The organism is Rhizobium sp. 16-488-2b (assembly GCF_017741815.1).
In the GTDB taxonomy this organism is placed as follows: Bacteria; Pseudomonadota; Alphaproteobacteria; order Rhizobiales; family Rhizobiaceae; genus Rhizobium.
In genome coordinates, this window is record NZ_JAGHMF010000003.1 from 308,405 (window position 1) to 334,829 (window position 26,425).

The 26,425-nt window shown below is 62.4% G+C and carries 25 protein-coding genes, 1 tRNA gene and 1 pseudogene; 18 read left to right on the forward strand and 9 right to left on the reverse strand.

Going from position 1 to position 26,425, the window contains the following annotated elements:
* Positions 1-8: 8 nt before the first annotated feature.
* Together J5286_RS03115 and J5286_RS03120 are read right to left on the reverse strand one after the other, a co-directional pair.
* A complete protein-coding gene (locus J5286_RS03115; RefSeq protein WP_047507275.1) occupies positions 9-446 on the reverse strand; it encodes a response regulator in 438 nt (145 codons plus the stop codon).
* On the reverse strand, positions 443-1,936 hold the full coding sequence (locus tag J5286_RS03120; protein ID WP_209189119.1) for a sensor histidine kinase: 1,494 nt from the start codon (positions 1,934-1,936) through the stop codon (positions 443-445). The genes J5286_RS03115 and J5286_RS03120 overlap by 4 nt, the downstream gene beginning before the upstream one ends.
* A 233-nt stretch (positions 1,937-2,169) precedes the next feature.
* Between J5286_RS03120 and J5286_RS03125 the strand changes: the two genes are divergently transcribed.
* From J5286_RS03125 to J5286_RS03140, 4 genes are all read left to right on the forward strand, one after another.
* On the forward strand, positions 2,170-3,966 hold the full coding sequence (locus J5286_RS03125; protein WP_209189120.1) for an acyl-CoA dehydrogenase C-terminal domain-containing protein: 1,797 nt from the start codon (positions 2,170-2,172) through the stop codon (positions 3,964-3,966).
* A 203-nt stretch (positions 3,967-4,169) separates the two neighbouring features.
* Entirely contained in the window at positions 4,170-5,378 is a 1,209-nt protein-coding gene (locus tag J5286_RS03130; RefSeq protein ID WP_209189121.1) for an acetyl-CoA C-acetyltransferase, read from the forward strand.
* A gap of 171 nt (positions 5,379-5,549) precedes the next feature.
* Positions 5,550-7,766: an FAD-dependent oxidoreductase gene (locus J5286_RS03135; RefSeq protein ID WP_209189122.1), complete on the forward strand. Its 2,217-nt coding sequence runs from the start codon at positions 5,550-5,552 to the stop codon at positions 7,764-7,766.
* A 278-nt stretch (positions 7,767-8,044) separates the two neighbouring features.
* The gene (locus tag J5286_RS03140) at positions 8,045-8,254 is read left to right on the forward strand and encodes a cold-shock protein (protein ID WP_018898356.1); all 210 of its coding nucleotides are present in this window, start codon (positions 8,045-8,047) and stop codon (positions 8,252-8,254) included.
* Between the two features lie 83 nt (positions 8,255-8,337).
* Here the strand turns inward: J5286_RS03140 and J5286_RS03145 are convergent, their stop codons facing one another.
* A complete protein-coding gene (locus J5286_RS03145; protein WP_209189123.1) occupies positions 8,338-9,537 on the reverse strand; it encodes an MFS transporter in 1,200 nt (399 codons plus the stop codon).
* Positions 9,538-9,676: 139 nt separating this feature from the next.
* Here J5286_RS03145 and J5286_RS03150 point away from each other — a divergent pair, with 139 nt between their 5' ends.
* The gene (locus tag J5286_RS03150; protein ID WP_209189124.1) at positions 9,677-10,273 is read left to right on the forward strand and encodes a TetR/AcrR family transcriptional regulator; all 597 of its coding nucleotides are present in this window, start codon (positions 9,677-9,679) and stop codon (positions 10,271-10,273) included.
* Here J5286_RS03150 and J5286_RS03155 read toward each other — a convergent pair.
* A complete protein-coding gene (locus tag J5286_RS03155) occupies positions 10,230-13,733 on the reverse strand; it encodes a PAS domain-containing hybrid sensor histidine kinase/response regulator (protein WP_209189125.1) in 3,504 nt (1,167 codons plus the stop codon). The two genes, J5286_RS03150 and J5286_RS03155, sit on opposite strands and share 44 nt — an antisense overlap.
* Before the next feature lie 214 nt (positions 13,734-13,947).
* On the opposite strand from J5286_RS03155, the gene mscL reads away from it, so the two are divergent.
* The 5 genes from mscL (at position 13,948) to J5286_RS03180 (ending at position 19,079) form a co-directional block, all read left to right on the forward strand.
* Positions 13,948-14,385, forward strand: coding sequence for a large conductance mechanosensitive channel protein MscL (gene mscL, locus J5286_RS03160; protein ID WP_047507292.1), 438 nt, complete (start codon positions 13,948-13,950; stop codon positions 14,383-14,385).
* A 122-nt stretch (positions 14,386-14,507) separates the two neighbouring features.
* Positions 14,508-15,674, forward strand: a complete 1,167-nt coding sequence (locus J5286_RS03165) for a pyridoxal phosphate-dependent aminotransferase (protein WP_209189126.1) — start codon at positions 14,508-14,510, stop codon at positions 15,672-15,674.
* Positions 15,675-15,689: 15 nt separating this feature from the next.
* Positions 15,690-16,331, forward strand: coding sequence for an HD domain-containing protein (locus J5286_RS03170; RefSeq protein WP_209189127.1), 642 nt, complete (start codon positions 15,690-15,692; stop codon positions 16,329-16,331).
* Positions 16,332-16,519: 188 nt separating this feature from the next.
* A complete protein-coding gene (galE, locus tag J5286_RS03175; RefSeq protein WP_209189128.1) occupies positions 16,520-17,554 on the forward strand; it encodes a UDP-glucose 4-epimerase GalE in 1,035 nt (344 codons plus the stop codon).
* A gap of 460 nt (positions 17,555-18,014) precedes the next feature.
* Positions 18,015-19,079: an enoyl-CoA hydratase/isomerase family protein gene (locus J5286_RS03180; protein ID WP_209189129.1), complete on the forward strand. Its 1,065-nt coding sequence runs from the start codon at positions 18,015-18,017 to the stop codon at positions 19,077-19,079.
* 6 nt (positions 19,080-19,085) lie between these two features.
* On the opposite strand, the gene J5286_RS03185 is transcribed toward J5286_RS03180, so the two are convergent.
* Positions 19,086-19,352 carry a hypothetical protein gene (locus J5286_RS03185; RefSeq protein ID WP_112429171.1) on the reverse strand — a complete coding sequence of 89 codons (267 nt, stop codon included), beginning with the start codon at positions 19,350-19,352 and terminating at the stop codon, positions 19,086-19,088.
* 166 nt (positions 19,353-19,518) lie between these two features.
* On the opposite strand from J5286_RS03185, the gene J5286_RS03190 reads away from it, so the two are divergent.
* Together J5286_RS03190 and J5286_RS03195 are read left to right on the forward strand one after the other, a co-directional pair.
* Entirely contained in the window at positions 19,519-19,782 is a 264-nt protein-coding gene (locus J5286_RS03190; protein WP_209189130.1) for a BON domain-containing protein, read from the forward strand.
* A 149-nt stretch (positions 19,783-19,931) separates the two neighbouring features.
* A complete protein-coding gene (locus J5286_RS03195) occupies positions 19,932-20,192 on the forward strand; it encodes a hypothetical protein (protein ID WP_209189131.1) in 261 nt (86 codons plus the stop codon).
* Between the two features lie 328 nt (positions 20,193-20,520).
* Here J5286_RS03195 and J5286_RS03200 read toward each other — a convergent pair whose 3' ends face one another.
* From J5286_RS03200 to J5286_RS03210, 3 genes are all read right to left on the reverse strand, one after another.
* Positions 20,521-20,763 (reverse strand): DUF982 domain-containing protein, encoded by a 243-nt coding sequence (locus tag J5286_RS03200; protein ID WP_018898368.1) that lies wholly within the window; start codon positions 20,761-20,763, stop codon positions 20,521-20,523.
* A 209-nt stretch (positions 20,764-20,972) separates the two neighbouring features.
* A complete protein-coding gene (locus J5286_RS03205; RefSeq protein ID WP_047507308.1) occupies positions 20,973-21,227 on the reverse strand; it encodes a hypothetical protein in 255 nt (84 codons plus the stop codon).
* A gap of 133 nt (positions 21,228-21,360) precedes the next feature.
* Positions 21,361-21,504 carry a hypothetical protein gene (locus tag J5286_RS03210; RefSeq protein ID WP_156144778.1) on the reverse strand — a complete coding sequence of 48 codons (144 nt, stop codon included), beginning with the start codon at positions 21,502-21,504 and terminating at the stop codon, positions 21,361-21,363.
* A 233-nt stretch (positions 21,505-21,737) separates the two neighbouring features.
* Here J5286_RS03210 and J5286_RS03215 point away from each other — a divergent pair, with 233 nt between their 5' ends.
* On the forward strand, positions 21,738-22,067 hold the full coding sequence (locus J5286_RS03215) for a hypothetical protein (protein ID WP_209189132.1): 330 nt from the start codon (positions 21,738-21,740) through the stop codon (positions 22,065-22,067).
* 119 nt (positions 22,068-22,186) lie between these two features.
* Here J5286_RS03215 and J5286_RS03220 read toward each other — a convergent pair.
* A tRNA-Thr gene (locus J5286_RS03220) sits at positions 22,187-22,261 on the reverse strand.
* Positions 22,262-22,414: 153 nt separating this feature from the next.
* Between J5286_RS03220 and J5286_RS03225 the strand changes: the two genes are divergently transcribed.
* The 5 genes and pseudogenes from J5286_RS03225 to J5286_RS03245 all read left to right on the forward strand — a co-directional run bounded on the left by J5286_RS03225 (position 22,415) and on the right by J5286_RS03245 (position 26,420).
* Complete coding sequence (locus J5286_RS03225; RefSeq protein WP_018898373.1) at positions 22,415-22,609, forward strand: hypothetical protein; 195 nt, start codon at positions 22,415-22,417, stop codon at positions 22,607-22,609.
* Between the two features lie 104 nt (positions 22,610-22,713).
* Positions 22,714-24,006 (forward strand): UDP-N-acetylglucosamine 1-carboxyvinyltransferase, encoded by a 1,293-nt coding sequence (gene murA / locus J5286_RS03230; RefSeq protein ID WP_047507310.1) that lies wholly within the window; start codon positions 22,714-22,716, stop codon positions 24,004-24,006.
* A 162-nt stretch (positions 24,007-24,168) separates the two neighbouring features.
* Positions 24,169-24,606 (forward strand): DUF2948 family protein, encoded by a 438-nt coding sequence (locus J5286_RS03235; RefSeq protein ID WP_209189133.1) that lies wholly within the window; start codon positions 24,169-24,171, stop codon positions 24,604-24,606.
* A gap of 38 nt (positions 24,607-24,644) precedes the next feature.
* Positions 24,645-25,943 (forward strand): annotated as a pseudogene (gene hisD / locus J5286_RS03240) (histidinol dehydrogenase).
* A 3-nt stretch (positions 25,944-25,946) separates the two neighbouring features.
* On the forward strand, positions 25,947-26,420 hold the full coding sequence (locus J5286_RS03245) for a UPF0262 family protein (RefSeq protein ID WP_113196501.1): 474 nt from the start codon (positions 25,947-25,949) through the stop codon (positions 26,418-26,420).
* Positions 26,421-26,425 lie beyond the last annotated feature (5 nt).

Genomic DNA, 26,425 nt, shown 5'->3' on the forward strand with positions numbered 1-26,425 from the left:
GCTACTCGTTAGGGGACTTGGATGACAGAGAAGAACAGTCCGAGATTGCGGATCGCCGTGGAGAAGCCGTCATAGTCCACCGGCTTGGTAATATAGACGTTGGCGCCCAGATCGTAGCACTTCTGGATCTCGCGCTCGTCGTCGGTCGTGGTCAGGACAACGACGGGCATGCGGCGCGTGTGTTCGTTGGTCTTGATCTTCTCGAGAATGTCGAGGCCGGACATGTCAGGCAGGTTGAGATCGAGCAGGATCAGCAGATAGCGATCCTTGCTGACCAGTCCGTCGCGATCCGGTCCGAGAATGTAGTCGAGGGCGCCCTTGCCGAGCGTGAACGGCACGATCTCGTTGTTGACGCCGGCGCGGCGCACGTTCTTTTCGATGAGGCGGGCATGGCCCTCGTCATCCTCGATCATCACGATCGTGACTTCCTGACCGGTCGCTTTCATAGTTCCATACTCCGTACGATTTTGGTGAGGTCCGCGGGCAGCGTCAGAATGAACGTGCTGCCCTGTCCCAGTTCGGATTGGACCGTAATGTCTCCGCCCAAATTTCGGATTAACGAACGCACATGCGCAAGGCCGATACCTTCGCCGCGCTGATCCTGCTCGCCGGCCCGGCGAAACAGCTCGAAAACCCGTTCGAGATCGTTGCTGGCGATGCCGCGGCCATTGTCCTTGACGTCGATCCTGACACGCCCCGGTCCATCGGGATAGGCGTCGACGTCGATTTTAAGCGGCCGTCCCGGCATTTGATACTTCACCGCATTGTCAAACAGGTTGCCGAAGATCTGGTCGAGCGAGAAGCGGTCGTTGACGATGTTGCCGATGCGAACACGGGTTTCCGTCGTCCCGCCCGTCTCCACCAACTGGTGGTGAACGTTGGCGGCGACCGTCTCGATCATCGCCTTCAGGTCGATCCGTTCGGGCTGCAGCTTGCGGCGCCCGTCGCGGGAAATCTTCAGGATCGCGTTGATCAGCGCGTCCATCTTGCGGGTCGACGAGCGGATGAAGCCGAGCGCTTCCGGCAGGTCTTCCTCGACCGCCAGCCGCGCATCCTGGATATCCTGCTCGCTCAGCGTCTTGTTGTCGGCAAGCACATAGGCCGAGACCGACTTCATCGCGGTATCGAGCTCGCTCAAAAAGCCCATGATATTGACCAGCGGCGCCCTCAGATCGTGAGTCACGATATAGGCGAAACGCTGGATTTCCTGGTTGGCGCGCATCAGGTCTTCGGTGCGCTCGTTGACGCGCGCCTCAAGCCCGACATTGAGCACCTCGACTTCCTTGGTCGCGAGCGACAGGTCGCGCACGTGCTGCACGATGATCAGGATTGCCCCGCCCAGCACAACGAGGATCGCCAGCGCGCCGCCAATCGTCACCAATTGCAGCGTGCTGGCTGCTGACAGCTGCTTTTCCACCAGAACCCGCAGGCGGTTGTCGGTTTGGTCGAGGAAGTCGCCGATGATCGCGCGGATCTTGTCCATGTAGACGAGGCCGGCATCGTCGCGAACGATCGCCACCGCTTCGCCCGTCTTGCCCTCGCGCGTCAACGCGACCGTCTTGGCGAGCTCGTTCATCTTCCCGTCGATCGCGGCGTTCAGCGCATCGAGCTGCATTGCATAGCTCGGCAGCGATTTGACGTTGTCGAGCAAGACTTGCCGGCGCTTCGGCAGGCTCTCCAGCGCGGATGTGTACGGCGCGAGGTAAACGACATCGTTCGCCAGCAGATAGCCGCGCTGGCCTGTCTCCGCATCCTGTACGGTGGTCAGCACGCCGACGATGGCGCTGCGCACGCGGCGCAGCGATGCCGTCTCGTCGGAATATTCGCGGTTCGCCTGGACAAGCCAGAGCGACGAGCCGACGATGCCGAACAGGATGAGGACACCCACGGCAAGCATGATCAGGCTGGAGCGGAAGAAAGCGGCGGTGGAGGTCATACGGCATCCGTTTGGATCAGATTTTAGACATGTACACACAGCTGTGTTCGAAAGATAGCACCCTTACAGTGTGTTCCTGCAGCGGTTCCCGTGGCGCGCAGGCCTCGTACGCGGCCCTCTTGGCTCACAAATTTGCGATGCAATAAAATTTGACGTTTACGCAAACGTCAATATTTTGTAAGACACTTGCACAGGCCGGTCCGCCCGGCTGACGAATTGGAGGAATTCGAACGATGCCAGTCTATAAGGCCCCGGTAAACGACACGCTTTTCGTGCTGAACGATGTGCTGGGTCTGGAGCGTTACAACAACCTGCCGGGCTTCGCCGACGCCACGCCTGATATGATCGAGGCGATCTTGGGTGAATCCGCCAAGGTGGCCGAGGAAGTGCTTTTCCCGCTGAACTATTCCGGCGACCAGGAAGGCTGCACGCGCAAGGAAGACGGCTCGGTTTCGACGCCGAAGGGTTTCAAGCATGCTTATGACGCCTATTGCGAGGGCGGCTGGACGGGGCTTGCCGTGCCGGAGGAGTTCGGCGGCCAGGGGCTGCCCTACACGCTGCACGCCGCCGTCGGCGAATACACGTCTGCCGCCAACATGTCGCTGATGATGTATCCGGGCCTGACCCAGGGCGCCATCGCTGCCATCATCGTGCATGGTTCCGATGAGCAGAAGCAGACCTATCTGCCGAAGATGGTCTCCGGCGAATGGTCCGGCACCATGAACCTGACCGAGCCGCATTGCGGCACCGATCTCGGCCTGCTGCGCACCAAGGCCGTTCCGCAGGCCGATGGCAGCTACAAGCTCTCCGGCCAGAAGATCTTCATCTCCGCCGGCGAACACGACATGTCCGGCAACATCGTCCACCTCGTTCTCGCCCGCATCGAGGGCGCGCCCGAGGGCACCAAGGGCATCTCGCTCTTCATCGTGCCGAAATTCATGGTCGGTGCTGATGGCACGGCCGGAGAGCGCAATGGCGTCTCCTGCGGCGCGCTCGAGCACAAGATGGGCATCCACGGCAACGCCACCTGCGTGATGAACTACGACGAGGCGACCGGCTTCCTGATCGGCGCCGAGAACAAGGGCTTGGCGGCCATGTTCGTGATGATGAACGAGGCCCGCCTCAGCGTCGGCCTGCAGGGGCTGGCGATTGCCGAAATCGCCTATCAGAACGCCGCCGAATATGCCCGCGAGCGCATCCAGGGCCGCGCGCTCTCTGGAGCCAAGGCGCCGGAGAAAAAGGCCGATCCGATCATCGTTCATCCCGATGTGCGCCGCGCGCTGATGACCATCCGCTCGTTCAACGAAGCCGGCCGCGCATTCCTGCTCTGGACCGCGCTGAAATCCGATATTGCCCACCGCGCGACGGACGAGAAGGAAAAGCAGACGGCCGAGGATATCCTCGGCCTCGTCACCCCGATCCTGAAGGGCGTGATGACCGACAAGGGCTTCGACCACGCCGTCATGGCCCAGCAGGTCTTCGGCGGCCACGGCTATATCGAAGAGCAGGGCATGAGCCAGTATGTCCGCGATGCCCGTATCGCCATGATCTACGAAGGCGCCAACGGCATCCAGGCGCTCGACCTCGTCGGCCGCAAGCTCGGCCAGAATGGCGGCCGCGCCGTCATGGCGCTGTTCAAGGAGATCGGCGATTTCTGCGAGGAAAACCGCAGCGACGAGCAGATGTCCTTCTTCACCAAGAACCTGAAGAAGGGCTTGAACGACGTGCAGGCGGCGACCATGTGGTTCATGCAGCATGCAATGGCAAAGCCCGACAATGCCGGCGCCGGCTCGACCGACTACATGCATCTCTTCGGCCTCGTCATTCTCGGCTATATGTGGGCGAAGATGGCCAAGGCCGCAAACGACGGACTGGCCGCGGGAGAGACCGATCGCGAGGCTTTCCTGCGCAACAAGCTGATCACCGCCCGCTTCTTCATGGAGCGGATCATGCCGGAAACGACGCTGCGCAAGGCGCGCATCGAGACCGGCGCGGAAACGATGATGGCATTGAGCGCTGAGGCGTTTTGACCACTGGTTTTCTCTTCTCCCCAACGGGGAGAAGATGTCCGAAAGGACAGATGAGGGGGCGCCAAGCGCCTTGGCTAGCCGATATGTTTCAGCCTGCGGCCCCCTCATCCGACCCCTTCGGGGCCACCTTCTCCCCGTGGGGGAGAAGGGAAGTCCGAGGCAAACAATTCACGGCCTAACAGCCGCCAGGGAGACGAGACAGGATGACCGAAGTTTTCATTTACGATCACGTCCGCACGCCGCGCGGCCGCGGCAAGAAGGATGGCTCGCTGCACGAGGTGCCGTCGGTGCGCCTTGCGGCGAAAACGCTGGAAGCGCTGCGCGACCGCAATGGGCTGAATACCGAAACGGTCGATGACATCATCATGGGCTGCGTCGATCCTGTCATGGAAGCCGGCGCCGTTATTCCGCGCGGTGCGGCATTCGAGGCCGGCTATTCCATCAAGGCGCCGGGCATGCAGATCTCCCGTTTCTGCGCCTCCGGCCTCGACGCGGTGAATTTCGGTGCTGCCAAGATCGCGCAAGGCGCCGATGACATCGTCATTGCCGGTGGTGTCGAGAGCATGTCGCGCGTCGGTCTCGGCATGTCGGGCGGCGCATGGTTTATGGACCCGTCGGTCAACTTCCCTGCTTATTTCATGCCGCAGGGCGTCTCGGCCGATCTGATCGCCACCAAATACGGCTTCAGCCGCGACGACGTCGACGCCTATGCCGTCGAAAGCCAGAAGCGTGCCGCCACTTCCTGGGAGAAGGGTTACTTCAAGAACTCGGTCATCCCGGTGAAGGATCAGAACGGTCTCGTGATCCTCGACCGTGACGAGCACATGCGCCCCGGCACCGACATGCAGGCGCTGGCATCGCTCAACCCGTCCTTCCAGATGCCCGGTGAGATGGGCGGCTTCGAGGCCGTCGGCATCCAGGCACATCCGGAGATCGAGCGGATTAACTACGTGCACCACGCCGGCAATTCGTCGGGCATCGTCGATGGCGCCGCCGCCGTGCTGCTCGGCTCCAAGGCGGGCGGCGAGAGCATGGGACTGAAGCCCCGCGGCCGCATCAAGGCCTTCGCCAATATCGGCTCTGACCCGGCGCTGATGCTGACCGGCCCTGTCGACGTCACCGAAAAGCTCTTGAAGCGTTCGGGCATGACGCTCGCCGATATCGATCTCTTCGAACTCAACGAAGCCTTCGCCGCTGTCGTGCTGCGCTACATGCAGGCTTTCGACATTAACCACGACAAGATCAACGTCAACGGCGGCGCAATCGCCATGGGCCACCCGCTCGGCGCCACCGGCGCTATGATCCTCGGCACTGTGCTGGACGAGCTGGAACGCCGCGATCTCAACACCGCGCTGGTAACGCTCTGCATCGGCGCCGGCATGGGCACGGCGACTGTGATCGAGAGGGTGTAGCCCCCTCATCCGACCCTTCGGGCCACCTTCTCCCCGTGGGGGAGAAGGGAAGGAGCCGCAACGTGGACGATCCTTCTCTCCCCTCGGGGAGAGGGTGGCCGAGCGTAGCGGAGGCCGGGTGAGGGGGCGGTCTGGCACAACAGAGAATTCCACGGGAAGAGGAATCCCATCATGACCAGCTACACCAATTTCACCGTCGAGACCGACGCCGATGGCATTGCCCTTGTCACCTGGGACATGCCCGGCAAGTCGATGAACGTCTTCACCTCCGAGGTGATGGACGAACTGAATGCGATCATCGACCAGACGGTGGCAGACAGCGCCGTCAAGGGCGTGGTCATCACCTCCGGCAAGTCGAGCTTCTCCGGCGGTGCCGACCTCTCGATGATCAAGGCGATGTTCACCTTCTACAACGAGGAGAAGGTCAAGGATCCGTCGACCGCCGCGCAAAAGCTCTTCGATCTCGTTGGCCGCATGACAGGCCTGTTCCGCAAGCTGGAAACATCCGGCAAGCCCTGGGTCTCGGCCATCAACGGCACCTGCATGGGCGGCGCGCTGGAGATGTCGCTTGCCTGCCATGGCCGCGTTGCCTCCAATGCCAAGTCGGTCAAGATCGCGCTTCCCGAGGTCAAGGTCGGCATCTTCCCGGGTGCCGGCGGCACGCAGCGCGTCGCGCGTCTGGCGGATGCCCAGTCGGCTCTGCAGATGATGACGACCGGCCAGTCGCTGACGGCTTTGCGCGCCAAGGCGATGAACCTGATCCATCAGGTGGTCGAGCCGGATCAGCTGATTTCAGCTGCCAAGCAGATGATCAAGGACGGCCTGAAGCCGATCGCTCCCTGGGATGAAAAGGGCTTCAAGGCCCCGGGCGGCGGCATCTGGACGCCGGCAGCAGCCCAGCTTTGGCCGGCCGCTCCCGCGATCCTGCGCCGCGAAACGGCGGGCAACTATCCCGGCGCGCTCGCCATCCTGAAATCCGTCTATGAGGGCCTGCAGGTTCCCTTCGATACGGCGCTCAAGATCGAGCAGCGCTATTTCACGCAAGTGCTGCAGACCACCGAAGCATTCTCGATGATCCGTTCCCTCTTCATCTCCATGCAGGAGCTTGGCAAAGGGGCCCGCCGCCCCGCCGGCATCGCAAAGACGGAGCTGAAGAAGGTGGGTGTCGTCGGCGCCGGTTTCATGGGGGCGTCGATCGCCTACGTGACCGCCGCCGCCGGCATTCCCGTCACCCTTATCGATCGCGACATGGAAGCCGCGACCAAGGGCAAGTCCGTCTCCGAAGGCCTGGTGAAGGACTCGGTCGGTAAGGGCCGCCTGACGCAGGATGAGGGCGCCGCACTTCTGGCGCGCATCACGCCGTCGGCCGATTATGCCGATCTCGCCGACGTCAATCTCGTCATCGAGGCCGTCTTCGAGGATCGCGACGTCAAGAAGGCCGTGATCGAGGCTGTCGAGGCCGTGCTGCCCGAAGGCGCGATCTTCGCTTCCAACACCTCGACGCTGCCGATCTCGGGCCTCGCGAAAAACTCGAAGCGGCCGGTCGATTTCATCGGCGTGCACTTCTTCTCGCCGGTCGAAAAGATGATGCTGACCGAAGTCATCCTCGGCAAGGAAACCGGCGACAAGGCGCTGGCCGTGGCGCTCGACTATGTCGCCGCCATCAGGAAGACGCCGATCGTCGTCAACGACACGCGCGGCTTCTTCGTCAACCGCTGCGTCTTCCGCTACATCCACGAAGCCTATGACATGCTGATCGAGGGCGTGCCGCCGGCGATGATCGAAAACGCCGCCAAGATGGCCGGCATGCCGGTTGGTCCGCTGTCGCTCAACGACGAGGTGGCGATCGATCTCAGCCAGAAGATCCTGAAGGCGACCGTTGCCGACCTCGGCGAAGCCGCCGTCGATCCGAGGCACCTGGCGCTGATCAACAAGATGGTCGACGAACTCGACCGCCGCGGCCGCAAGAACGGCAAGGGCTTCTATGACTATCCGGCCAAGCCCGCCAAGAAGTCGCTCTGGCCGGAGCTGAAGACCTTCTATCCGCAGAAGAAGGCCGACGAGATCGATGTCGAGGTGCTGAAACAGCGCTTCCTCGTCACCATCGCGCTCGAGGCCGCGCGCACCATGGAAGAAGGCATCGTCACCGATCCGCGCGAGGCTGATGTCGGCTCCATCCTCGGCTTCGGCTTCGCGCCCTATACCGGCGGCGTGCTTTCCTACATCGATGGCATGGGGCCGAAGAGTTTCGTGGCACTCTGCGAGAGGTTAGCCGCCTCTTACGGACCACACTTCGCGCCGACCGCGCTGCTGAAGGACATGGCAGCCAAGGGCGAGACTTTCTACGGCCGATTCGACCCTTATGCCGGTGCGAAGGCAGCGGCCTGACCGGTCTTTCCATGCGTATGATCGGGCTGGCTTTTAAGCCTGCCCGGTCGCCCCCAGAATTCATCGATGAATTCATCGATCCGGGCATCTCTGGTCGCTAAAGTTGCCTTGCCAGAGACACAATTACCACGTAAAAGCCTCGCATCGATCTTGCTAGATGAACTTTGTTACGGCCGCTCGTGCTGTTGCTCGCGAACTTCCTCCAAAATCGGTTTCCATCGCATGCTGGCTTTGTTCGGTGTGCACCATCTATGTACGATTTATAAAAGGATATCGTCATGAGCACAGGTACTGTTAAGTGGTTCAACGCAACCAAGGGCTACGGCTTCATTCAGCCGGACGACGGTTCTGCCGACGTTTTCGTTCACATCTCTGCTGTTGAGCGCGCCGGCATGCGCGAACTCAAGGACGGCCAGAAGCTGTCTTACGAGCTCGTTGCCGACAAGCGTTCGGGCAAGATGTCCGCAGACCGTCTGCAGGCTGCTTAAGTTTCGAGTATATCGTCTCCGGTTCGCCGGGACGAACGAAAGGTCGGGTTCGCCCGGCCTTTTTTGTTGCCCGCTTTTGCGGTTCAGGCGGCGATCCGCTGCGCCTTCGCGCGATCCGCCCTCAGGCCGAGAAAGCCGATCCAGGTGACCAGAATGATCGCCGTCGCATAGATATCCGTGGTCAGCTGGTAGCCGAGCGACTTTGCCAGGAAACCGGCGAGAATGGCCGGCAGGCTGAAGGCCAGATGGCTCTGGATATAGAAGGCCGATAGCAGTTCGGCGCGCTCGTCCGGCTTGGCAAGCGGCATGATCGTGCCCATCGCGCCGAGGAAGTTGGTGCCGAAGCCGACACCGGTCAGCAACGTTCCGAGAAGCAGCAGCGGCACGCTGGCAAGGTGCACGCCCGCAACCACCGTGAGCACGCCGAGCGTTGTCGCCATCGTGCCGAAGGCGAGGTTGCCGTTGGCCGATTTGGCGCGCCTCAGATAGACGGCGACCGCCCCCGAGACCATCAGCGCCGTCACCACCGAGCCGCCTGTCAGCGGCGCATGGCTGCCTGTGGTGCTCACCACCAGCGACGGCACGAGCGAGAGATAGAAGCCGCCAAGCGTCCAGTTGGCGATGTTGATCGGCGTGACCAGCGCAAGCGGCCGCCGCACCTGCGGCGGGATGGCGACACGCGGCTTCAGCGAGGCCCAGACACCCGGGCGGGTGGAAGCCGTCTCGCTGGTTGCCCAGATCGCGCCGGCCTGAATGACGAAGGCGACGAGCAGGATCGCGTAGACAAGATGTAGCGGAAACGGCCCATACTGGATCAGCGCGCTGGTTCCGAAAGCGCCGATCGCCATGCCGGATAGCGGCGCGATCGAATTCACCAGCTGCCCCTTGGCCTTATCGACATCGACGAGGGCCGCGCCAATCGACGCGCCGGCGATCCCTGTCGCCAGCCCCTGCATGATCCGCGCCGCGATCAGCCACTCCGGCCCGCTGGCGGCGGCAAACAGCGCCATGGCGATGATCTCGAGCACCAGCGCCGAAAAGATCACAGGCTTGCGGCCGAGATGGTCGGAGATCGAGCCGGCGATCAATAGCGCAAGCAGCAGCGCGAAGGCATAGACCGCGAAGATGACGGTGATCAGCACGGGAGAGACGGCGAAGTTCTCCTGGTAGATCCGGTAAAGCGGCGTCGGCGCCGCCGAGGCGCCGAAGAAGGTGGCAAGCGTCACCGCGTGAAAACGGATGGGGTTTGACTTCGTCTCTATGGATTTGCCGGGCGCGGGCATATATAAGCTCCTTAAAGCTAAGTCGTTGCGTTAGTCCGATGTAGGGCAGGCGCGCGCTAAAAGCAAATAATTTGCGTTAATGGATCGCTCAAAGTTTTTGAACCATGGCGCGCTCGGGAGGCCAAAGGTCGGTTAGTCAATGCCAGCAAAAGAAAATCTCCGCCCCGGCGGGCGCAGCGCCCGCGTTCAGGCCTCCGTCCACAATGCCGTCCGGTTGCTTCTGAAGACGATGGACCGCGCAGACGTCACCATCCCGCTGATCGCGGCCGAGGCAGGCGTCACGCCCTCGACGATCTACCGCCGTTGGGGCGAGCTGCAGGAATTGTTGGCCGATGTCGCCGTCGAGCGCCTTCGCCCCGACATGCTGCCGATCGACACTGGCAGCGCCCGCGGCGATCTGGAGGTGTGGACTGAGCAATATTGCGAGGAGATGTCGTCGGGCATCGGCCGCGACATGATGCGCGACGTGCTGGCCGCTCAGGACAACGCCAACGCCTGCAAGTGCGATGCCTTCACCCGCGAACAGATCGCGCTGATCGCGGAGCGCGCGCATGCCCGTGGCGAGGCGTTTCCCGATATCGATGCGGTCATGGATGGCGTCGTCGCCCCCATCATTTACCGCATCCTCTTTGGCGACCAGCCCTCGATCGAGCGCGTGCGCGACCTCGTCACGAACGTTCTGACAGCCACGCCTACTCGGCCGCCGCAGCCCGTTTCTGCGCCGATATCTGCGTGATGTAAGCGCGCAGCGCGGCGGGACGCACCGGCTTGTGCTGAATGCCGATCCCGTGCCGCTCGGCGTCGGCGCGCACCTCCAGCGTCCGGTCGGCGGTGATGACGAGACCTGGAACGTAGGTGGCGAAGCGTTCGCGGACGGAGAGGATCGCGGCCACGCCAGTCCCGTCTCCAAGATGATAGTCAGCGATGACGAGATCGGGCATGCCATCGCGCACGTCGAGCGCCGCGACACCCGACAGTGAATCCGCCGATTGCACCGCACAGCCCCAGCCGCTCAGCAGCAATTGCATCCCCTCGAGGATATGCGGCTCGTTGTCGATGCAGAGCACCTTCAGTCCCTTGAGGTTTTGCGCCGAGCGCTCGGCCGGCGCGGCCGCGATCGGCGCTTCGGCCATCGGCGAGATATCGCGCGGCATGACGATGCGGAAATCGGTCCCCTTGCCATGCGTCGAATGCAGCTCCACCGGGTGGCTGAGCACACGCGCGATGCGATCGACGATGGATAGCCCGAGCCCGAGGCCCGATGCGGTCTTGGCGCCTTCGTCCAGCCGCGCGAACTCCTTGAACACGGTGCGGAATTTCGAGGGCGGAATGCCGATGCCCGAATCCATTACCTGGATGACGACCTGATTGCCGCGCCGGCGCGCACCCACCAGAACCTTGCCCGTCAGCGTATACTTGATCGCGTTCGACACCAGGTTCTGCACCAACCGGCGCAGTAGATTGGGGTCGGACCGGACGCGCAGAGACGTCGGCATCACCACCAGCTTCAGCCTCTTCTCGCGCGCGATCGGCGCGAAGTCGGTCTGGATGCGCTCCAGCAGATCGGCAAGCGGAACGGAAGCGAGGCGAGGGCGCATCGCCCCGGTGTCGAGCCTGGAAATGTCGAGCACGGCGCCCAGAATGCTCTCCACAGATTCCAGCGCCGAATCGATATTGCGCACGATCGCGCTGCTTTCCGATTGCCCCATCCGCTCGACCAGCGCCGAGGAATAAAGTCTGGCGGCATTGAGCGGCTGCAGGATGTCGTGTCCGGCGGCGGCGAAGAAGCGCGTCTTGCCGAGGTTCGCCTCGTCGGCCGAGGCGCGCGCTTCGCCGAGTTCGTGGTTGACGCGGGTAAGCTCCGCCGTGCGCTCCGCCACGCGCTGTTCCAGCGTTTCGTTGGCCTGCTTCAGCGCCTGGTCGGCGGCGACGCGCTGGGTGATATCGGTAAAGGTCGCGACGATGCCCTTGTCTGGCATGGCGTTGGAGCGCACCTCGATGATGCGTTCCCCGCGCCCGAGCACCAGCGCGAAAGGCTTGTCGAGCGTCAGGAAATGCCGGACCGTCTGGCTGACCTCGGAGACCGGGATATCGCCGCGCTGGCTGAGAATGGCGACGATATCGGCAAGCGGAAACCCGACCTGTCCCGATGTCTCTGGCAGATCCAGCAGCTGCCGGAAGCGCCGGTTCCAGATCGTCAGGTGGTTCGAGCTGTCGAATACGGCGATGCCCTGGTCCATCTGCGACAGCGCCGTCTGCAGCATGTCCTGGTTATATTGCAGCGCCTCGCTCGCCTGGTCGAGCAGCCAGGCGGTGTCGGCCGAGGCATCTTCCACCTTCTGCAGGATGAGCGACAGCACCAGCCGCGCCGAAGAAGAGCCGATGGCGCTGCCGAGCAGCTGCTCGGTGAAATGGATGAGCGCCATGTCGGCCGGCTGGTCGTCTTCCAGCTTGCGGCCGGAGTTCTGCTGGTAGGTCTGGAACGACCGCTCCATCCGCTCTTCGCCGAGATAGCGCGAGATCGTCGCTTTCAGGTCGCCGACGCTGATCCGCGTTTTCCAGCCGCGCGTAGCGAATTGCGAGCGCGATTGCCGCTTGACGAAGATGCCGGCTTGGATGCGCTCGAGCGGCCGCGCGTTGCGCGTCATCGAGCCGACCACGAAGAAGCCGGTGTTGACGAGCAGGCTCATGACCGTGGCGTTGACCAGCGGATCGGCATTGTCGGTGAAGACGGTGACCCCTGGAAAGACGAAACCAAGCACGGCGCTCGCCACCGCGGAATAATCCGGCCCGCCAAGCGAGGGCAGGAACAGGAGGTAGATCCAGATCACGAAGCCGGAGGAGAGGCCGAGGATCGCGCCGCGCGCATTCGCCCGGCGCCAGATCAGTCCGCCCAGCAGCGACGGCGCCATCTGCGCGATGGCGGCAAACGACAGGAGACCGATCGAGGCTAGGCCCGTGGTGCTATCAGTCGAGCGGTAATAGGCATAGCCGAGCAGCAGCACGGCGAAGATGGCGCTGCGGCGGATGTTGAGCAGCGTCTTGGCGAAATCGTCGCGCTGGCCGCCGCGCCCGGCAAGCCGTCGGCGCAGGAAGATCGGCATGACGATATCGTTGGAGACCATGATCGACAGCGCCACCGAGGCGACGATCACCATCGCGGTGGCCGCTGAAAAACCGCCGATGAAGGTGATCAGCGACATCACGGGCATCTGCCCGACGATCGGCAGCGACAGCATGTAGAGATCGGCATTGCCGCTGCCTCCGAAGGTCAGCAGGCCGGCAATCGCCATCGGCAGCACGAAGAGATTGATGGCGATGAGGTAGAGCGGGAACAGAAACCCCGCCAGCCGCAGCTCCTTTGCCGTCCGGTTCTCGACCACGGTCACATGAAACTGCCGCGGCAGCATGACGATCGCAAAGGCCGAGAGAACGGTCAGCGTCAGCCAGCGGCTGATCGGCGTCTGGTAATGCAGCGCCGACAGCACCATCTCGTTCTCCAACGCCTTCCGCCAGAGATCGGCCGGCCCATCGAACAGGAACCAGACGACGCAAACGCCTGCCGTCAGAAACGCAAACAGCTTCACCACCGATTCCATCGCCACCGCGAGGATCAATCCGTCCTGATGCTCGGTCGCATCGGTGTGGCGGGTGCCGAACATGATGGCGAAGCAGGCGAGCACCAGTGTCACCAGCAGCGGCAGATCGAGAAAATAGAGATTGCCGCTGCCGATGCCGTAATCCGATGGATTGAGCATCGCCGTCACGGTGCTCGACACCGATTTCAGCTGCAGCGCGATATAGGGGATGGCGCCGACCAGCGAGATCAGCGCCACGATCGTCCCCACCGCCGAGTTCTTGCCGTAGCGCGCCGAGATGAAGTCGGCGACCGAGGTGAGCTTCTCCGTCTTGGCGAGATCGATGATCCGCCGCAGCACCGGCATTCCCAGCGTGAAGACCAGGATCGGGCCGATATAGATGCCGGTGAATTCCAGCCCGCGCTGCGAGGCAAGGCCGACGCCGCCGAAATAGGTCCACGAGGTGCAGTAGATCGCGAGGCTAAGCGCATAGACGACCGGCCGCCCGCTGTCAGGCGCGCCGAAGCGCCTGCGCTGCCGGTCGCCATGGCTGGCCACGGCAAACAGCAGTAACAGGTAGCCGAACGCCGATGCGAGTATGACCCAGCCTGGCAGCATTTCTCCTCCGCCGGCGTCCCATGCGCCGGTCCTCCCGGAGCTCGAAGCCTACGGCAAATCGGGGCCTTTGAAAATTCCCGCCGTCTAGGTCTTAAGTCAAAGACGGGTGGAGCATTTGAATAATTCGTAATTTGTAATTGAATAATCGCAACGAAGATGTAGCTAATAAAAACAACAGCCTGCAATCAAACTGCATCAGAGGGAGACAGATCGCATGCTCAACGAGTTCAAAGCGTTTATTGCCCGCGGCAACGTCATGGACCTTGCCGTCGGTGTCATCATCGGTGGTGCGTTCGGCGGCATCGTCAAATCCTTGGTCGACGACGTCATCATGCCGATCGTCGGCGCCATCTTCGGCGGCTTCGATTTCTCCAACTACTTCATCGGCCTCTCGTCCAACGTCAACGCGCCGACGCTGGCCGCTGCCCGCGCACAGGGCGCCGTTCTCGCTTACGGCAGCTTCATCACCGTTCTGATCAACTTCCTCATTCTCGCCTGGATCATCTTCCTGATGGTCAAGGGCGTGAACACGCTGCAGAAGCAGGTCGAGCGCCAGAAGAAGGTCGCTCCGGAAGAAGCACCGCCGCCGCCGGCCGACGTTGCCCTTCTCACCGAAATCCGCGACCTGCTGGCCAAGCGCCCGACGGTCTGATGGCTTAAGAGCCCTGCCGGATAAGGCGGGGCTCACCCATCACGGAAATCGATCGGCCATCACCGATTGTCATGGGATTCGCCCGCGCATTTGTTTTATGTAGGCGAAAACCGGAGTGATGCATGTCGATCGTCAATAGCCTCAGCCCGCGCGCCATCCAGGCGCCTGAAAGCGGGATCGTCGAAGTCGTCAATTATGCCCGTGGCCGCGATGGCCTCTTGCCGCTTTGGGTCGGCGAGGGCGATCTTCCCACCCCCGATTTCGTCAATCAGGCGGCGATGACGGCGCTTTCGGCCGGCGAAACCTTCTACACCTACCAGCGCGGCATTCCCGAACTGCGCCAGGCGCTCTCCGATTATTACGCCCGCCACTTCGGCATCAATCTGCCCGTCGAGCATTTCTTCGTCACCGGCTCCGGCATGCAGGCGATCCAGATCGCCGTCCAGGCGATGACCTCGCCCGGCGATGAGCTGGTCTATCTGACGCCCGCCTGGCCGAACATCGCAGCCGCGCTCGAAATCGCCGGCGCCCGTTCCGTGGGCGTGCAGCTCGACTTCGAAGGCGGGAAGTGGGCCGTCGACCTCGACCGCATCGCCGCCGCGATCACGCCGAAGACGAAAGCGCTCTTCATCAACACGCCCTCGAACCCGACCGGCTGGACCGCGACACGCGAGGATCTGGCCAGCATCCTCGGCCTTGCCCGCAAGCATGGTCTCTGGATCATGGCGGACGAAATCTACGCCCGCTACTATTTCCCCGGCGACCGCGCGGCCTCGTTCCTCGACGTGATGGAAGCGGGCGACAAGGTCATGTTCGTCAATTCCTTCTCGAAGAACTGGTCCATGACCGGCTGGCGTGTCGGCTGGATCGTGGCGCCGCCGGAGACGGGACAGGTGCTTGAGAACCTCATCCAGTATTCGACCTCCGGTGTCGCCCAGTTCATGCAGCGTGGCGCGGTCGCGGCATTGAACGAGGGCGATGCCTTCGTCCAGGCCAATATCGACAAGGCCAGGCGCTCGCGCGACATCCTCTGCGACGCGCTGATTGCAACCAACCGGGTTCAGACGCTAAAGCCCGATGGCGCGCTCTATGCCTTCCTGAAGATCGACGGCGTCACCGACAGCCGCAAGGCGGCGATCGATATCGTCGACAAGACGGGCGTCGGCCTGGCGCCTGGAACCGCCTTCGGTCCGGGTGGCGAGCTCTTCCTGCGCGCCTGCTTCCTGCGCGATCCCGCCCAGATCCAGACCGCGGCCGACAGGCTCTGCGACTATATCCTGAAGCTCTGAACCGGGAGCAACCGCATGTCCGAAAAGATCACCGCCGACCATCTGGAAGGCTTTCTCGGCAACCGGCGCCTTATGGAGCAATTGGCCTTCATTCTTGAGGTCGAGAAGCTGAAGACGATCCTGCGCCGCACGTCGCTGCTCGATCGATCGCGCGTCGAGACCGACGCCGAGCACACCTGGCAGATTGCGCTGATGGCGGCGGTGCTTGCCGAACATTCGAGCGAGCCGATCGATCTGCTGCGCGTCTTGAAGATGCTCCTGATCCACGACATCGTCGAAATCGATGCCGGCGACACCTTCGCCTATGACGCGGTTGCCCGCACCAGCCAGGCCGAGCGCGAGCTGCGCGCCGCAGACCGCATCTTCGCCCTGCTTCCCGCCGATCAGGCTGTCGAGTTCCGCGCGCTCTGGGATGAGTTCGAGGAAAAGCGCACTAGCGATGCCCGCTTCGCGAATGCCATGGACCGCTTCCAGCCGCTGCTCCACAATTTCTTCACCGGCGGCGGCACCTGGCATACGGCAGGTGTCACCGAACCCGACGTTGTGAGGCGCATGGAGCCGATCGCTATCGCCTCGGGCACGCTCGGAGACCTTACCGAACGGTTGATCGCGCTCGCCGTCGAGCAGGGTTTCCTGGTTCCCCAGGCCGGACTCTAACCGCGTGGCTGAACCCTCGATGGGGCGGAAATCGCCACATCGATAAAATTCTAGCGAACCCGCAAATCAGCCCCTAACCACACCGGCAAACTTCGCCCCGGCGCATGCCCCGCCGGGGCCGTTTATTCGAATTTCGGAAAGGAAAGCCGGGTCAGATGCCCCCGTGAGATGAAACGGGAGTGCGGGACATGGCAATTCTGGTGACGGGTGGCGCCGGCTATATCGGCAGTCATATGGTCTGGACGTTGCTGGATGCGGGCGAGCAGGTGGTCGTGCTCGATCGCCTCTCCACGGGCTTCCGCTGGGCCGTGGCGCCGGAAGCGCGCTTCTATCTCGGCGATGTCGCCGATGCCGAACTGCTCAAGACCATATTCATCGAAAACGACATTGAGGCGGTCATCCATTTCGCCGGCTCGGCCGTCGTTCCGGCTTCGGTTGCAGACCCGCTGTCCTATTACGACAACAACTCCGGCAAGACCCGCGCGCTGATGAGTGCCGCGGTCAGCGCCGGCATCCGCCATTTCGTCTTCTCCTCCACCGCCGCCGTCTACGGTCCGCAGAAGACGTCTGATCCGGTCAAGGAAGACGCATCGCTGAACCCGGAAAACCCTTACGGCCAATCGAAGCTGATGACCGAGTTCATGCTGCGCGATGCCGCCGCCGCCTATGATTTCAACTATGTGGCTCTCCGCTATTTCAACGTGGCAGGCGCCGACCCGCTCGGCCGCGCCGGGCAGTCGACCTCGGGCGCGACACATCTGATCAAGGTCGCCTGCGAGGCCGCCCTTGGCCGCCGCGACGGCGTCAGCGTCTATGGTTTGGATTATCCCACCCACGACGGCACCGGCGTGCGTGACTATATCCACGTCAGCGACCTGGCCGAGGCGCACCTCAGAGCCCTGCAGCACCTGCGCGGCGAGCGCGGCTCTCTCGTTGCCAATTGCGGATATGGCGCCGGCTATTCGGTGCTCGACGTGCTGAACATGGTGACGCGCCTGCACGGCCACGCCTTCAAGATCCACATGGCCCCGCGCCGCCCGGGCGATTCCGCCAGTGTCGTCGCCGATGCCACTTTGGCGAACCGCGTTCTCGGCTGGACCCCGCGATACGATTCGCTCGAGACTATCGTGCGCAGCGCGCTCGATTGGGAGCTTTCCCTCATGAACCGCGACGTCGAGGATCTGCAGGGCCTGCACCGCGCGCTAGCCGCCGCCTCCTTCTAGAGCCTTTCCTGGTTAGCTTGAAGCATTCTGCCGGAGCAGGTTTTCGTCAGGGCAAAGGCGATTGGCGAAGGGCATACCCCAGGTACGGTCGAGCCAATCGCCTTTGATCCTGGCGGAAAGATGCCCGGCCCCTACGGGGTTGGCTGAAACGGGCCGCCTGATCGTCCGGCCGGCTTGGCCGTATGCGTTGGCTACGACGCGCGCCTGCCGGACGACCATCCGACTCCGTTTGAGCCAACAGAATGCTTCAATCTAACCAGGAAAGGCTCTAAGCGCCGAAACTGTTGCAGTCTTGCGACCGAACGAGGTCGCGAGCATCTTCCTCGCATGCGAGCCATCGACTATCCGGCCGAGCGCGATAAGTTTGTGTACAAGCAGCGCAATTCGCTGACGGCATAAACTTGGAATCGCAATTTGGCGCGGCCGCATCGATCGCGGCTCACGCCGCAAGGAGGCCCGGATGCACGACAAAGTCGATCAGCGCGAGGTTATTGCCGAGCGACAGGGTTCCGCCGGCATCATCCGCCTCAACAGGCCGAGAGCGCTGAACAGCCTGACCCTCGACATGGTCCGTTCGATCGATGCGGCGCTCAGCGAATTCGCGGCCGATGCCGACGTGGCGACGGTGATCATCATGGGCGAGGGCGAGCGTGGCTTTTGCGCCGGCGGCGATATCCGCGCGCTGCATGAAAGCGGCCGCGCCGGCACGGCGCTGGCGGAAGACTTCTGGCGCCAGGAGTTTCACCTCAATCACCGCATCGCCGCCTATCCGAAGCCCTATGTCGCGCTGATGGACGGCATCACCATGGGGGGCGGTGTCGGCCTTTCCTCGCATGGCCGCCACCGCGTGGTCACCGAGCGCACCCGCTTTGCCATGCCCGAGACGGGGATCGGCTATTTCCCCGATGTCGGCGCCACATGGCTGCTGCCGCATGCCCTGGGCGAGGTCGGCGTCTGGATGGGGCTGACGGGTCTTGAGGTAGGGGCGGCCGACGTGATCCATGCCGGGCTCGCGGATGTTCAGGTCGCCGCCTTCCAGTTGCCGGAGCTTGTCGATACGCTGGCCGGCCTGTCGCGTGGCGCAAGCTCTCGCGATGTCGATGTCGTGCTGAAGAACCTGTCGACCGATCCGGGCAAGGGGCCGCTCAGGCTGAACAGCGGCCTGATCGAACGCACCTTCCGCTTCGGCACGGTCGGCGAGATCATCGCGGCGTTGAAGGCGGAGCCATCGGATTTCGCGGCAGAAACGCTGCGCGCCATCCAGCTGCGCTCGCCAACCAGCCTGGCGCTGACGCTGCGCCTGCTGCATGAGGGCAAGCAGAGCCGCAGCCTCGGCGAGTGCCTGCGCCGCGAGTTCAGCGCCTGCCTGGGCATCCTGCAAAGCCCTGATTTCTACGAGGGCATCCGCGCCGCCGTCATCGACAAGGACCGTAAGCCGAAATGGACACCGGCCACGATCGAAGCGGTGGAACCGGCCGCGATCGATCGCTTCCTGCGCCCGGCCGAACCGCCGCTCGCACTTTAGGCGCTGTTACATCGGAAAATCAGGAATGGCCTCGCGCCGGGTTAGCTTCAGCGTCCGGTCGGGCTGCAGAATATAGGTTTCCAGCTGCTTCGTTCCGGTCGAATCGTAGAACGTATTATGGACGACGCTGCCCGGCGGCGATTTGGTCAGCTTGGTGCGCGGCTGCCCGCCATAGGTGATGCTCCCGGGGATAGGCTTCACCTCCGCCGTATCGCTGGTCGTGCAGCCAGCCAGAAGAAATGTCGCCGCTACGGCCGATATCAGGAGTTTCATCGCGATCACCCACCATGTCTATGCTGTTGATATGGCTCGCTTCGCTTGAAGCGCCAAGAGGTATTTGGATTTTCTTCTCGAAAATACTCGAAGGATAGCAGTCCGCACTGCAACGAAATGCGGCGCTGCAGCGTTAAACAGCAGAGCAAATCGCTTGGAGGCGATGATGGTACAGCTGTTCCAGATTTTGACGGGCCACGAGGATCAGTGCGAACGAGGCCACAGCCAGTCGTCTATGCGGGCCGCTATCGAAAGCGCGTTGAGCGCCGATCCGGAGCTTGATTGCACCGAGATCACCGTCACCATGCTCGGCCAATACGCCGTGCTCGAGGGCTTTGCGCACAGTGCCGGCGACATCGTTCGCGCCATGATGATCGCCGAGGACGTCGTGGGACAAGGCAACGTGCAGAGCCGGATGCTGCGCCGCTGATGCTCTCCTTTTGTCGCCGCTGCGCTGTTTCGGTCAATACTATAAGATGGAAGTAGAAAAACGTTAACGCATTTGAAAGTGGAGGCGTTCAGGCGGAACTAAACTAACGGCTGTTCCGTTACTGGGATAATGAAACATGGGAGAATGGCATGACGCGCTTTCTTCGACTTGGGATGCCCGTTTTAGCGCTGATGACCGGCGCTTTCGCATTGCCGGCCGCCGCTTCGCTGGAGATCGACAGCAACTATTCGGCGCTTCAGCGCGATGACGTCGTGCTCGCCCAATATGGCGATGCGACCGCCTGCGTTCCCTCGGGCGCGCACTACGTGCCGTCCTTCATCCGCGCCAATGACGGAACGATCATCGGTGTGGGCTATGTGGAAGTGGCAAGCGCCGATACCGGATGCTGAAATCAGGTAACGCTCAATTAACCAGCCCGCCGCTGGCGCGCCGCGTTGATGCGCGGTCTTTAACGATCGTGTCACGGCGGCGCTCGGCTGCTTTGTGTAACTGATTGTTTTGAGAGGAATATACGAGGCCCGCCTGCGCTTTTGGCACAGAGGGTGACGAGCCTCTGACCATCATCATGATGGCTGCCAATGTTCTAGTGAGCGTTGCGCGCCCAAGACAACCGGCTTCGTCCGGCTACCCCCGACAAGCTCCGGCAAGGGTTAAGCAAAAATCAACTCTGCTTTATTTCGAACCACTTGTGGACCGTTCTGGCCCGCTTCGACGTCCCTAGTGGACGTGAAGCCTTGCTTCCTCGGCCGCCGCGACGAACTCCGCGCGCGCTTCTTCCACGCTCTTGCGGCCGTCAAGGGCGGCACGGCATGTGCTGCGGGCTTTCAGGTAGCGCAGGCCGCGAACATTGGGCCAGAGCTCGGTAAGGCATGTCAGGGCATCGAACGGGCCGGAGATCGTCCGTGCACCGGTGGTCTCGAAGCCGACCTGGATAGGATCATTCCACTTTTCGCTTGCCATTTGCGCACTCCTCCATTGCTCACGCCAGATACTCTGCAGCGTTCTGCCTGCTCCTCCCGCAAAGCAGTGTGCGGGAGCATTTTAGCGATAATTCACAAACCCGCAAATGCGAAAAGACATACGCGTTCGGCTAACGAACCAAAGACGTATGTAAAGACAAGCACCCGGCCATGCGACCGAGTGCTTGAAACATCCAGCAAACCTGCGCGTTAGCTGCAGACGCGGGTGGTCTTGGTCACGATCCGGCCGTGGCTGTGATACTTCACGGTCTTCATGCGGCAATTGTAGCGCACCGGATGATGACGGTTGGAATGGCCGTAATAGGGGCGGTGGTTGTAGCGATCGTGGTAGCCGTGATAGCCCGGCTGACCGATCCTAACCGTAACGCTATCGGCAAAGGATGGCATTGCCGTTGCGCTGAGCGATGCGATGGCCACGGCGGCAGCGATAATAAGCTTCTTCATGCTAGTCTCCATTCATAACAGCGTTGACGAAACGTTCGTATCGAGAATTTGTTCAATACGAATAATAAGCGCAGCATGAATGTGAGCTGAGAGGCGCGTTCATGTCCGGGTCATCCCGGCGGCGGGGCAAGTCTTACGGTGCGATGGTGTAGACGAACACGGCTTTATAGACGGCGAGCGCGCCGAAAACGGCGGTGATGGCAGCCAGAACCATGGCGATCAAAATGATCGCCTTCGTGCCCTTGCCGTTCTGCTGGTCGTTGTCGTCGGTGCTCATGGTCGTCTCCTGCGGGCTCGCCCGGCTCACTGATGGTCTCGGCCGGCGAAGCCGTTATCGCCACGTCTTAACCAGTCGGCCGCTCTTTCGCAAACCGGGATATCTGACGCCGAATGTCGCAGCGGGAGCGTCGCCACAATTCAAGATTGCCGCAAATCGCGGAACAAACCGATAGCGGCCGGGTTGTCCACACGTAACCCGATAGTGAAACCGACGAGGAAGAGGAAATTCCCATGCGAACATCTGTCATCACGGCGGCCATTCTTGCCGCGGGCCTGGCCACATCCGCCTTCGCGCAATCCAACCCCGATGCGATCGGCCCCACCAATGGCGGTTCGACCGGCTCAAGCGCCGGTACATTTTCCAGCGATTATACGGCGAGCGATAACGGCACCCACCCCGTGACAGTCACACCCGTGGATCCGACGACCACGCAGTCGATCACAACGCAGCCGAAGACCCTCGACTGCCCGTCCATGCCCCGCGCCAACTCGGGCGTCGACACCCGCGGCGGCGAAAGCGGCGCCTCCATCAGCGACGCTTGCCGCGAGTATGACAACTGAGGCGGATGGACAATCGTAATCAAAAAAAGGGTCGGCTTGTTCGGCCCTTTTTGCTGAACAGCGGTAAGTGTGCGCCGATCAGACGTACGATACGGGATTATTTTTACCGGGGAGAAAACTGGTGCTGCCGAGTGGGATTGAACCACCGACCTCACCCTTACCAAGGGTGTGCTCTACCACTGAGCTACGGCAGCGAGGACCAGACGCTGGCAACCGAAGCGGCTGCGTTGCGTGAACGGGGCGGCTATTGCCACAGCTTCGGGACGAGCGCAAGACGCAATTTCAAACTTATGTCAGTTTCACGTCGCCACTTTTGGATTGCCGCGAATTCGGGTAAGCCATGAAACATGACCGAAGACACTGAAAATGCCCGCAAGGGCCGCAAAGACGCGATCGAACAGCAGGCGAAATTGCGCCGCGATCGGGCCGCGGAAAAATTGCGGGAAAATCTTTCCCGCCGCAAACAACAGACGCGTGCGCGCCGTTCCGGCCAGGCCGACGAGACAAATGGACTGCCTGCCGCAAAAATGGACGAATCGTAATGTTCCGTCCGCTTCGAATTGAAGCCTTCGCGGATTTCGTCTAAAGACCCGCATCCTTTTAAAAGACAGAGTTTCAGAAAGGCGGGCGTGGCCCGTAAGCGCTTATGGATCGTATCAGAATTGTCGGCGGTAATGAGCTTAACGGCATCATTCCCATTTCCGGCGCCAAGAATGCCGCCCTGCCGCTGATGATCGCCTCGCTTTTGACCAGCGATACGCTGACGCTCGAAAATGTGCCGCACCTGGCCGATGTCGAACAGTTGCTGCGCATCCTCGGCAATCACGGCGTCGACGTTTCCGTCAATGGCCGCCGCGAGCGCCAGGAAGACAGCTACTCGCGCACGATTCACTTCACCTGCCGCACCATCGTCGACACCACCGCTCCCTACGAGCTGGTCTCGAAGATGCGCGCCTCCTTCTGGGTCATCGGCCCGCTTCTGGCGCGTGAAGGCCAGTGCCGCGTTTCGCTGCCCGGCGGCTGCGCTATCGGCACCCGCCCGGTCGATCTCTTCCTCGACGGTCTGACGGCGCTCGGCGCGACGCTCGATATCGACAGCGGCTATGTCAACGCCACCGCCCCCAAGGGCGGCCTGATCGGCGCCAAGTACACCTTCCCGAAGGTCTCCGTCGGCGCGACCCACGTCATGATGATGGCCGCCACGCTTGCCCGCGGCACCACCGTCATCGGCAACGCCGCCCGCGAGCCTGAGGTCGTCGACCTCGCCAACTGCCTGATCGCCATGGGCGCCAAGATCTCCGGCGCCGGCACCTCCACCATCACCATCGAAGGCGTCACCTCGTTGTCGGGCGCACGCCACCGCGTTCTGCCGGATCGTATCGAGACCGGCACCTACGCCATGGCTGTTGCCATGGCCGGCGGCGATGTCGTGCTTGAAAACACCGATGTAGCGCTGCTCGACACCGCGCTCGAGACGCTTCGCCGCGCCGGTGCCGAAATCTCCGCCACCAACAACGGCATGCGCGTCCGCCGCAATGGCGCCGGCATCCGCCCGGTCGATATCGTCACCGATCCCTTCCCGGGCTTCCCGACCGATCTGCAGGCGCAGTTCATGGCGCTGATGACCCGCTCGACCGGCGTGTCGCATGTCACCGAGACCATTTTCGAAAACCGCTTCATGCACGTGCAGGAACTTGCCCGCCTCGGCGCCAAGATCTCGCTGTCGGGCCAGACGGCGAAGATCGAGGGCGTGCCGCGTCTGAAGGGCGCGCCTGTGATGGCGACCGATCTGCGCGCTTCCGTGTCGCTCGTCATCGCCGGTCTTGCGGCTGAAGGCGAGACCATGGTGTCGCGCGTCTATCACCTGGATCGCGGCTTCGAGCGCCTGGAAGAAAAGCTCACCCGCTGCGGCGCGATCGTCGAACGCGTCAGCGAATAAGCGCAACTGTAGACGTAACGAGACAAAGGGCGGTCATTCGCCCTTTGTCCCCGTTGCGCAACGGGCCCTAGCGCCTTATGTCCCTTGTCCTACGGCAACGCCATTTCGCGGCGCCGGATATCGCCATCCCGGCGATATCAGAGACAAAGGGGTGCTGCCTGAATGACCGACCTGAAGCTTGTTGCGCTGGATAGCGAAGACCTTGCCGTCGTCTCCGCGCATACGCAGGATAGCGTCTTCAAGGTCGCCGATCTTTCCTGGTCGCCGCGCGACCACCAATTCTCCATCGCCGCAAATCGTTTCGTCTGGGAAGAAGTCGGCGCCAAGCGTAAGGGCTTCGAGCGCCGCCGCGCCGCCATCGTTTTCAAGCGTGTGCTGGCCGTCCGCTCCGTCGGCATCAACCAGAAGAACCGTGAGGACGTCCTGTCGCTGCTCGCCATCCGCTTCGAGCAGAAAGGCGAGGGGCCTGAGGGCACCATCCAGATCGATCTGGCTGCCGGCGCCACCATCGCACTCGATGTCGAATGCATCGAGGTTCAGCTTGCGGATATCGGCGGCGCATGGGAAACCGCTTCCAAGCCGCGCCATCCCGGCGCCTGAATACGCATTTATCGAAGCATACCGAGAGGAATTGACGCGTGGCAATCTGGTTGGATCAGGCATCGGACGATTTCGGACAGCGTTTCGCGGCGTTTCTGACGACCAAGCGCGAAATGTCCGAGGACGTAAACACCACTGTTCGCGCCATCATCGATGACGTGCGCGCCCGCGGCGATGCGGCGCTCGCCGAATATTCGCGGAAGTTCGAGGGTATCGATTTCGCCGAGACGCCGATGCGCGTCACAGAAGCGGAAATCGATGCGGCCGTCGAGGCTGTGCCCGCCGAAGTGCTGGGCGCGCTCAAGGTCGCCGCTGTCCGCATCGAATCCCACCACGCCCGCCAACTCCCCAAGGACGATATCTACGAAGACGCCATGGGCGTGACGCTCGGCTCGCGTTGGACGGCGATCGAGGCGGTGGGCCTTTACGTTCCGGGCGGCACGGCGAGCTATCCGAGCTCGGTGCTGATGAACGCCATTCCGGCCAAGGTCGCCGGCGTCGATCGCGTTGTCATCGTCGTTCCCGCAACGGGCGGCCAGGTCAACCCGGCGGTGCTCGCCGCCGCCAAGCTTGCGGGCGTCACCGAGATCTACCGCATCGGCGGCGCCCAGGCCGTGGCGGCGCTCGCCTATGGCACCGACAGCATCGCGCCTGTCGACAAGATTACCGGTCCCGGCAACGCCTATGTCGCCGCCGCCAAGCGCCACGTCTTCGGCACTGTCGGCATCGATATGATCGCCGGTCCGTAGGAAGTCCTCGTCATCGCCGACAAGGATAACAATCCGGATTGGATCGCCGCCGACCTGCTCGCCCAGGCTGAGCATGATGTCAGCGCCCAGTCGATCCTGATCACCGACGACGCGGCCTTCGGCAAGGCGGTGGAAGCCGCCGTCGAGCGCCAGCTGAAGACGCTGAACCGCGCCGAGACGGCTGCCGCCAGCTGGCGCGATTTCGGCGCTGTCATCCTGGTCGAGCAGATCAGCGACGCCATTCCGCTGGCAAACCGGATCGCCGCCGAGCATCTGGAAATCGCCGTCGCCGATCCGGATGCGCTGGTCGACAAGATCCGTAATGCCGGCGCCATCTTCATCGGCGCGCATACGCCAGAAGTGATCGGCGATTATGTCGGCGGTTCCAACCACGTGCTGCCGACCGCCCGCTCCGCGCGGTTCTCGTCCGGCCTCTCGGTTCTGGATTTCGTAAAGCGCACCTCGATCCTGCGCCTTGGTTCGGAACAGCTGCGCACGCTTGGTCCGGCTGCCATCGCGCTTGCCGTGTCCGAAGGCCTCGACGCCCACGCGCGATCGGTTGCGATCCGCCTTAACCTGGAACGGTAAGCGATGGCTGCGGGCGACTTCCGGCTTTGCGACGTCGTCCTGGACGACACCATCGGCCGATCGACGCCCGATGTCGAGCACGAGCGCGCCGTCGCCATCTTCGATCTCATCGAGGAAAACACATTTACGCCCCTCGGCCACGCCGGCGGCCCGTACCGGCTGAACATTTCGCTTGTTGATACCAAGCTGGTCTTTGCGATTACGACGGAAGGCGGCGAGGCGGTCGCCACCCACATCCTGTCGCTCACCCCGTTTCGCCGCATCGTGAAGGATTACTTCATGATCTGCGAGAGCTATTACGAGGCGATCCGCTCCGCCTCTCCAAGCCGCATCGAGGCGATCGACATGGGGCGGCGCGGCATCCATAACGAGGGTTCGCAGACGCTGCAGAACCGGTTGGACGGCAAGATCGAGGTGGATTTCGACACCGCGCGCCGTCTGTTCACGCTGGTCTGCGTTCTTTACTGGCGCGGATGACCGGG